This window comes from Paenisporosarcina sp. P4_E4_2 (assembly GCF_056401595.1).
This window is the reverse complement of the sequence record NZ_JBFUJC010000156.1, coordinates 1-7245: the sequence shown is the minus strand read 5'-3', so window position 1 is coordinate 7245 and position 7245 is coordinate 1. Positions and strand designations below refer to the sequence as shown.

Genomic DNA, 7245 nt, shown 5'->3' with positions numbered 1-7245 from the left:
ATGTTATTTTTCCTCCTTTTTTATAAAGCTGAACAAGACACTCCAAAAATATTGTACGGAATATCTTATGAAGCTAGATTGACTTTAAGACGTTGATTTTTGATGATACAAAATCCCATTTTTCCCAAAACAATTCAAGTTCCTGTCGGCCAGACTAATTAAGTGAGTAAAACTTGCGGGACAGCCCCATATCTGACGGCTAGATTACCTATACTCTTCTATTTAGTCTGACTGATAATCTGTATAACTTATTACCGGGTGAAAATATAACTGAATAGCGAAGGTGGTAATTCAAACATTTGTAACCAGCTATTCAGTCGGTATTATCTATTGAATTTATTTTTTCCCAATCGCTTCATGATACTCTGATTCAAATCTTCACGATACTTGGCGACATAGGTTTTAGCATTTGCCACTAGTTCGTCGGCAAAGGATGCCACGTCGTCCCCAGTGATTTCCAGCACTTGTCTGCCATCCGCCGCGCCGGCTTCGAACAACTCGATTAATTCATACTGTATGTGCAGCATATCCATCCCGCTGCCCGCTGAGAAATTCCACATGTAGTTTTGAATTTTCTTAAATACAAACTGGTAGTCCTCTGGCAGGACTTCAACCCGTGCCATCATCATCTTGTATTCTTTTTTATCACCAATCATTTTTTTGAACATTTCCATCATGTTATTTTTCCTCCTTTTTTATAAAGCTGAACAAGACACTCATATCGTACGAAATATCTTATGAAGCTATATTGACTTTAAGACGTTGATTTTTGATGATACAAAATCCCATTTTTTCCAAAACAATTCAAGTTCCTGGCGGCCAGACTCATTAAGTGAGTAAAACTTGCGGGGCGGTCCCATATCTGACGGTTTTTTTTCTATGCTCACCAGTTTTTTCTTTTCTAATCGCACGAGGATGGTGTAGACCGTCCCTTCCACGACTTCAGTAAACCCAAGATCGTTCAGGCGGCGGGTAATCTCGTAGCCATAGGTTTCATGGCGGCTGATGATTTCCAGCACGCAGCCTTCCAGCGAACCCTTCAGCATTTCAGTTAAATTTTCCATGTTCAGTTCCTCCTCTATTTCGTCTGACTTATATTCAGTATAACTTAGTACTAAGGGGAGATTTTTACTGAATAGCTTTTGCGAAATCACGCTATTCAGTATTGCTTATTACATGTATATCGTAACACCGAGTAGCGGAGGTGTCAACTATTTTCCTTAATAATATTTTTGCAACCTCACTATTCAGTGATGTCGGTATCCAGTATGACCTACTACAGGTATATCGTAACACGTAGTAGATGGGCTGTCAACTGGATTTTCAAAATATTTATAAAACCAGTTATCCCCATTGGATACAGCCGATTTTCTTTATAGAGCTTTTACTTCCTCCTATGCTTCTTTCAAAAAAAGTTTGATTAAAAACACTTCGCAAACCCATATTTCACGATAGAAAGAAGCCATTTTGAAAAAAGATTGATCAAAATGATTATTAGTTATTTCGTTTTTTTTAAAAAGTTTGAGCATTTTTTAGTAGTCCTTATTCAACTAAAGCATCCTTTTGTTAAAAAGTATTTAGTAGGATTTATTGTTAAAACAATCTTCACAAATGAACCTACCTTCGTTGCTTAAATATGCTTTTATTTCAGTAAAACCTTTTCGCTTAGGATAACGCATTTTCACAAAAACAACGTCGTCTTCCTTAATCTCTTTATCACAAATAGTACATTTGGGTTTTTCCCACATAAACTAAATCACCTCTAAGTAATGTTAATTCCTCTTTATATCTTTACGAATAACTTTTATAAAAGTTTCAACAACTAACCTGCCTCGTATCTTTAACTAAAGCACCCGTTTGATTCCACATAATAATTATTTATTCGGTATAATTTTTTACACTTTTCCAAAAGGACTCTGAATTATCGATTTTTTCCAAACTTGTCCTTTGTAAAATGTTTTTTAAAAGTGTAAAAAAACCGGAAAATAATTTTTAGAATTCGTTTACATGAATATGACTTCGAAAGACAAACTAATACGAAACTAAATTAAGAAAGGAAGATGGAATGTGGGCAGAGATGATAATAAAGCTACAAGTAATAACAAAAACAGTTTACCTCAAACGCCAAAAAGCTTAAAAATCCCACAAAGTCTTATCAAAGAAGAAACAGCTAGTGAATTTGCAGAAATAGGTTCCAAAGCGTTGAAAGTTTTAAACACATCCACTCATCAAAAAATTGCACCAGATCGTATTAGAGCAGAACTCGCTAGTGAATTTGCAGAAATAGGTACCCGAGCGTTAAGAGGTAAAAACACATCCATCCTATACACAACAAAGAAAGATTAGCATTGAGAAAACGCAGTAGTAATAAATGAGCTCCAAGAATTTGTCGTGGTGTAAACCTGTTATTAATTCACGATAGATAAACCTTTTCTTTTAATATTCTCATTTAAAAAGCGACCGAATATGTAAATTCGGTCGCTTTCTGATTCTTCATTATTTAGTGTTCGTTTAAACAATATCATTTGTAAATCGATCTATATCACTACATAACGCGTTTGAACATTTTTTCAATTTCGTATGTGGAGAAATGAACAATTACAGGGCGGCCGTGCGGACATGTAAATGGATGCTCGGCATGTTTAAGATCTTCCATCAGTTTGACCATATCTTCTCTCGTCAAATAGTGATTGGCTTTARTGGAACGTTTGCAACTCATCATAATGGCTGCATCTTCGCGTAATTTCTTGATGTCCGTTTTACGGGTTGTCAGTACTTGTTCAACGAGTTCTTTTACAATCTCTTCTTCGAACCCTTTCGGAAACCATACGGGGTACTCCCGCACAATAAACGTTGTCGGGCCGAACTCTTCGAGAAAAATCCCAACTTCTTCAAGTTCATTTGCCGATTCTTTTAATCGAAGTGCTTCGTCAGCAGAATAATGCATGGACAGAGGGATGAGCAGAGATTGTCTTTCATTCGACTGCACATCTCCTACCTTCTCACGGAAAAATTCATATTTAATCCGTTCCTGTGCCGCATGTTGATCGATTAAGTAAAAACCATCAGCACTTTGGGCTACGATATACGTTCCGTGGATTTGTCCGACGATATCCAACTCCGGAAAAGGTTCCTTGGACGATACTGGTACCAGATGGTCGATTGATGGCTCAGGTGAAGATTGGACCGGTTCCATCTGCTCTTTCACCATTAACGATTCTGGACTTTTATTGAAAGTCTGCATCGGCTGGAATGGAGCAGATGTTGTTGGTGTTGGTGTTGGTCTTGATTTCCACAAATCCATTTGTTCGCTTGGCGCAACCATCTTTTTCGGTTTTTCTGCAATTTCAGGTGCCCGCATAACGGATCTCAAACTCTTCCGAATCGTTTCCTCGACCAACTGTTGCAACTCTTTTTCTTTGCTCAAACGAATTTGTTGTTTCGAAGGATGAACGTTAACATCTGTTAAATATGGATCGCCTTCTATATGAAGGATAACCAGTGGAAAGCGTTCAATCGGCAAAAACGTGTGGTAAGCATTGACGATTGATTGCTGGACACTATAATGTTTTACCCAACGTCCATTGACAAATAGAGTCAGGTAATTTTTCGAAGCGCGTGTGATTTCCGGTAATGACGCATAGCCATGGATTCGGTAATCTGCTGATTCCCCTTCAAAAGGAATCATTTTTTTTGCGATGGCCATGCCATAAATAGCTGCAACGACTTGTTGCAAATCACCCCGACCATTTGTATGAAGAAGCACTTGTTCTCCATGTGTCAGTTTAAAAGCGATAGACGGATAGCATAGTGCAAGTCGATTAAGTAAATCAATGATATGCCCAAGTTCCGTCTGGATCGTTTTCATATATTTCAAACGGGCCGGAGTATTAAAAAACAACTGCGACACTTTGATATCTGTACCTTTACGAAGTGCGCCTGCCTGTTGTTTTTTTAAGTGACCCCCTTCTATCTCGATGCTTGTCCCTGTGGAAACACCGTCTGAAGTCCATAAAGAAACTTTGGATACCGATGAAATACTGGCCAGTGCTTCTCCACGGAATCCGAGTGTTCGAATTCGGAACAGATCATGTTCATTTGAGATTTTGCTCGTCGCATGTCGTGAGAATGAAAGAATTGCATCCTCTCCATCCATCCCGCTTCCGTTATCCGTTATTTGAATGGTCTGCAGTCCCGCTTCTTCCAAATACACATCAATGGAAGTGCTGCCAGCATCAATTGCGTTCTCAACGAGATCTTTCACGACGGAAGCAGGTCGTTCCACCACTTCTCCCGCAGCGATTTTATTTGATAAAGGTTCGTCCATTAATCGTATTTGTCCCATAGGGTCCGCTCCTTTCTGAATCGTTTATTTACCGATTTTTTGTTGCAATTCATATAAGAACTGAAGTGCCTTCATCGGTGTTGTTCCGGAAATATCCAAATCTCTTATGGTTGTCAGGACATCCTCTTGCTGAGGTTCTTTTGAAATATTCTCAGCATCTTTCTTCGTTTCTTGGAAGAATGTTAATTGTTCATTTACAGAAGACTGTGTATCTTTAAGATTATGTTCCTTACCAGTTTCAAGCTCTTGAAGAATGTCTCTTGCCCTAGCAAGAATCGGTTCAGGTAACTGAGCCAGTTCCGCCACATGGATCCCGTAACTCTTATCAGCTGGACCATTTTTCACTTTGTGTAAAAAGACCACTTTGCCACTCTGCTCGACCGCAGCTACATGAACATTGCCTAATTTATCCAGCTGTTTTTCGAGCTGCGTTAATTCATGGTAGTGTGTTGAAAATAAGGTATTTGCACGAATTTCATGATGAATGTATTCCATCATTGCTTGAGCGAGAGCCATCCCATCGTAAGTGGACGTACCCCTACCAATTTCATCGAACAGCAAGAGGCTGCGTTCAGTCGCATGCGTTATTGCGTATGTGGATTCCAGCATTTCGACCATGAAGGTACTTTGACCAGCTGCTAAATCATCCGCTGCACCAATACGTGTAAAAATTTGATCGGTCACAGGCAGCAATGCTTGTTCTGCCGGCACGTAGCAACCCATTTGCCCCATAATGACCGTAATAGCCACTTGTCGCATGAATGTACTTTTACCCGACATATTGGGTCCTGTAATGAGCAACATATTCTCTTCGGATGTCAGGGCACAATCATTCGGTACATAATGCTGTTTGTTCATCATTTTTTCAACTACAGGATGACGTCCGTTAACGATATTCAGTTCCAAACCGTCATGAAACTTTGGTTTAGTCAGTCGATATTGGTCAGACACTTCAGCAAAACTCGTAAATACATCCAGTTCACTTACCTTGGCTGCCAGTTGCTGAACTTGTGGAATGTATTGTTTCACTTGTTCACGTATGTCGACGAAAAGAGAATACTCCAATGCTAAACTTTCTTCTTCTGCTGTTAAAATCAAAGACTCTTTTTCTTTCAGTTCATCCGTAATATATCGTTCCGCATTAGCTAACGTTTGTTTTCTTTCGTAGCGTGCCATATCAGCCAAGTGAATATTTGATTTTGTGATTTCAATGAAATACCCAAAGATACGGTTATAGCCTATTTTAAGCCCTTTGATGCCAGTCCGTTCCCGTTCCTTCAACTCGAGAGCAGCAATCCAGTCTTTGCCGTTCTTCTTCGCATAGCGGAGCTCGTCCAAGCGTTCGTGAAAACCGTCACGGATGATATCCCCTTCTTTAACTGAAAGAGGTGGATGATCGGCGATTGCTTCTTGCAGCAAACTCAAAAGCTCTTCACACTCATCTAACTGGTCAGCCGCTTTTTTAAGCGCAGGTTTACCACTTTCAATCAATTGGGTTTTAATCAATGGAATTTGAAGAATCGATTGTCTTAATTGACTTAAGTCCCGGCCACTAGCAGTGCCAAAAGAAATGCGACCAATCAAACGTTCCAAATCATATACTTCTTTTAAGCTTTCTCGAATATCCGCTCGGGAGAAATAGGCTTCCAGCATTTCAGTGACGATTTCCAAGCGCTCTTCAATTTTCATACGATTTGCTAAAGGTTGATGCAACCACTGCTTTAATTTGCGTCCACCCATAGCGGTCATTGTTTCATCGAGCAACCAGTATAGTGAACCTTTTTGATCACCACCACGAATGGATTGAACCAGCTCTAAATTGCGTTTGGAATGAAAATCTATCGTCAAAAGCTCCTCGCGTTCCTGGAATTGGAATGCTTGAATATGCTCAAGTGAACGTTTTTGTGTGCGGTGTAAATAGTTCACCAATCGTCGACAAGCTCCACGCACCTCGACTGGATTATGTTCCGTAAAGGATTCATCAGCTTGTGCTTCGAGTTGGGTCTCTTCGATGGATAGTAAAATGGAATGCACGTCAGCCAAATCTGACAGTAGCACAAACAGTTGCTCAGGTACAACGAGTTCCCGGATGGATAACGTTTGCAATTCTTGAATTAAATTCTTTTCAGTACCTGTTAGTATCGCGCTAGTACCTTCGCCTGTCGATAAATCCAAATAAGCATAAGCAAAGCGATTTTCATCCAGTTCTTCTGCCGAAGCGATAAAATGATTGCTTTTGCCATCCATATTTTTACCTTCAATAATCGTACCAGGTGTAATTAAACGAACAACTTCACGCTTAACGACTCCTTTTGCTTGTTTAGGATCTTCCGTTTGCTCACAAATTGCCACGCGGTGACCTTTTTGAATGAGTGTTTCTATATAATTTTGCGCTGCGTGATGTGGCACACCACACATAGGAATGCGGTCTTTACTTCCTCCATCACGACTCGTCAGTGTGATTTCAAGTATTTGTGATGCATTGATGGCATCATCGAAAAATAATTCATAAAAATCGCCCAATCGGAAAAACAAAAAGGCGTCTGTATATTCGGATTTAACTTGTAAGTATTGTTGAATCATAGGTGTATAGGTGTTCATGTCAAAACCTCTTTCAAATACTAGCGATTCTTTCATTATAACTTAACTTTCACAGTGGTTAAACAACCATGATCTTACAAAGGAACGTGCATATGTATAAAGTGAAGAAAAAATTATCGGCAATCTCTAAAAACTGCAACCAAGTTGTGAATTTAAAATTAATAGCGAAGTGACTGCGTCACCTCGCTAATGTTTTATTTCTTATGTTCATCGGAAAGTAGATGAAGTCCAAAGGGACTGCGTCACCTCGCTAATGTTTTATTTCTTATGTTCATCGGAAAGTAGATGAAGTCCAAAGG

General features: G+C 39.4%; 6 protein-coding genes and 1 pseudogene. 1 reads left to right on the top strand and 6 read right to left on the bottom strand.

Annotation, left to right across the window (positions count from 1 at the left end; genetic code table 11):
- Positions 1–73: 73 nt before the first annotated feature.
- The 4 genes and pseudogenes from AC1DSB_RS11705 to AC1DSB_RS11690 all read right to left on the bottom strand — a co-directional run.
- A pseudogene (locus AC1DSB_RS11705) lies at positions 74–199 on the bottom strand (PadR family transcriptional regulator); the annotation flags it as partial.
- 124 nt (positions 200–323) lie between these two features.
- The gene (locus AC1DSB_RS11700; RefSeq protein WP_477531795.1) at positions 324–677 is read right to left on the bottom strand and encodes a DUF1048 domain-containing protein; all 354 of its coding nucleotides are present in this window, start codon (positions 675–677) and stop codon (positions 324–326) included.
- A 66-nt stretch (positions 678–743) separates the two neighbouring features.
- Positions 744–1064 (bottom strand): PadR family transcriptional regulator, encoded by a 321-nt coding sequence (locus tag AC1DSB_RS11695; protein WP_342541793.1) that lies wholly within the window; start codon positions 1062–1064, stop codon positions 744–746.
- Between the two features lie 513 nt (positions 1065–1577).
- A complete protein-coding gene (locus tag AC1DSB_RS11690; RefSeq protein ID WP_477531794.1) occupies positions 1578–1748 on the bottom strand; it encodes a Fe3+ hydroxamate ABC transporter substrate-binding protein in 171 nt (56 codons plus the stop codon).
- A gap of 319 nt (positions 1749–2067) precedes the next feature.
- On the opposite strand from AC1DSB_RS11690, the gene AC1DSB_RS11685 reads away from it, so the two are divergent.
- Positions 2068–2346: a hypothetical protein gene (locus AC1DSB_RS11685; RefSeq protein WP_477531793.1), complete on the top strand. Its 279-nt coding sequence runs from the start codon at positions 2068–2070 to the stop codon at positions 2344–2346.
- Positions 2347–2545: 199 nt separating this feature from the next.
- Here AC1DSB_RS11685 and mutL read toward each other — a convergent pair whose 3' ends face one another.
- Together mutL and mutS are read right to left on the bottom strand one after the other, a co-directional pair.
- On the bottom strand, positions 2546–4345 hold the full coding sequence (mutL, locus tag AC1DSB_RS11680) for a DNA mismatch repair endonuclease MutL (protein ID WP_477586764.1): 1800 nt from the start codon (positions 4343–4345) through the stop codon (positions 2546–2548).
- 24 nt (positions 4346–4369) lie between these two features.
- A complete protein-coding gene (gene mutS, locus AC1DSB_RS11675; RefSeq protein WP_477531792.1) occupies positions 4370–6946 on the bottom strand; it encodes a DNA mismatch repair protein MutS in 2577 nt (858 codons plus the stop codon).
- Between the last annotated feature and the right edge of the window lie 299 nt (positions 6947–7245).

Coding starts and splice junctions, on each gene's coding strand:
- AC1DSB_RS11700 (WP_477531795.1), bottom strand. CDS start 677: ATGATGGAAATGTTCAAAAAAATGATTGGTGATAAAAAAGAATACAAG.
- AC1DSB_RS11695 (WP_342541793.1), bottom strand. CDS start 1,064: ATGGAAAATTTAACTGAAATGCTGAAGGGTTCGCTGGAAGGCTGCGTG.
- AC1DSB_RS11690 (WP_477531794.1), bottom strand. CDS start 1,748: ATGTGGGAAAAACCCAAATGTACTATTTGTGATAAAGAGATTAAGGAA.
- mutS (WP_477531792.1), bottom strand. CDS start 6,946: ATGAACACCTATACACCTATGATTCAACAATACTTACAAGTTAAATCC.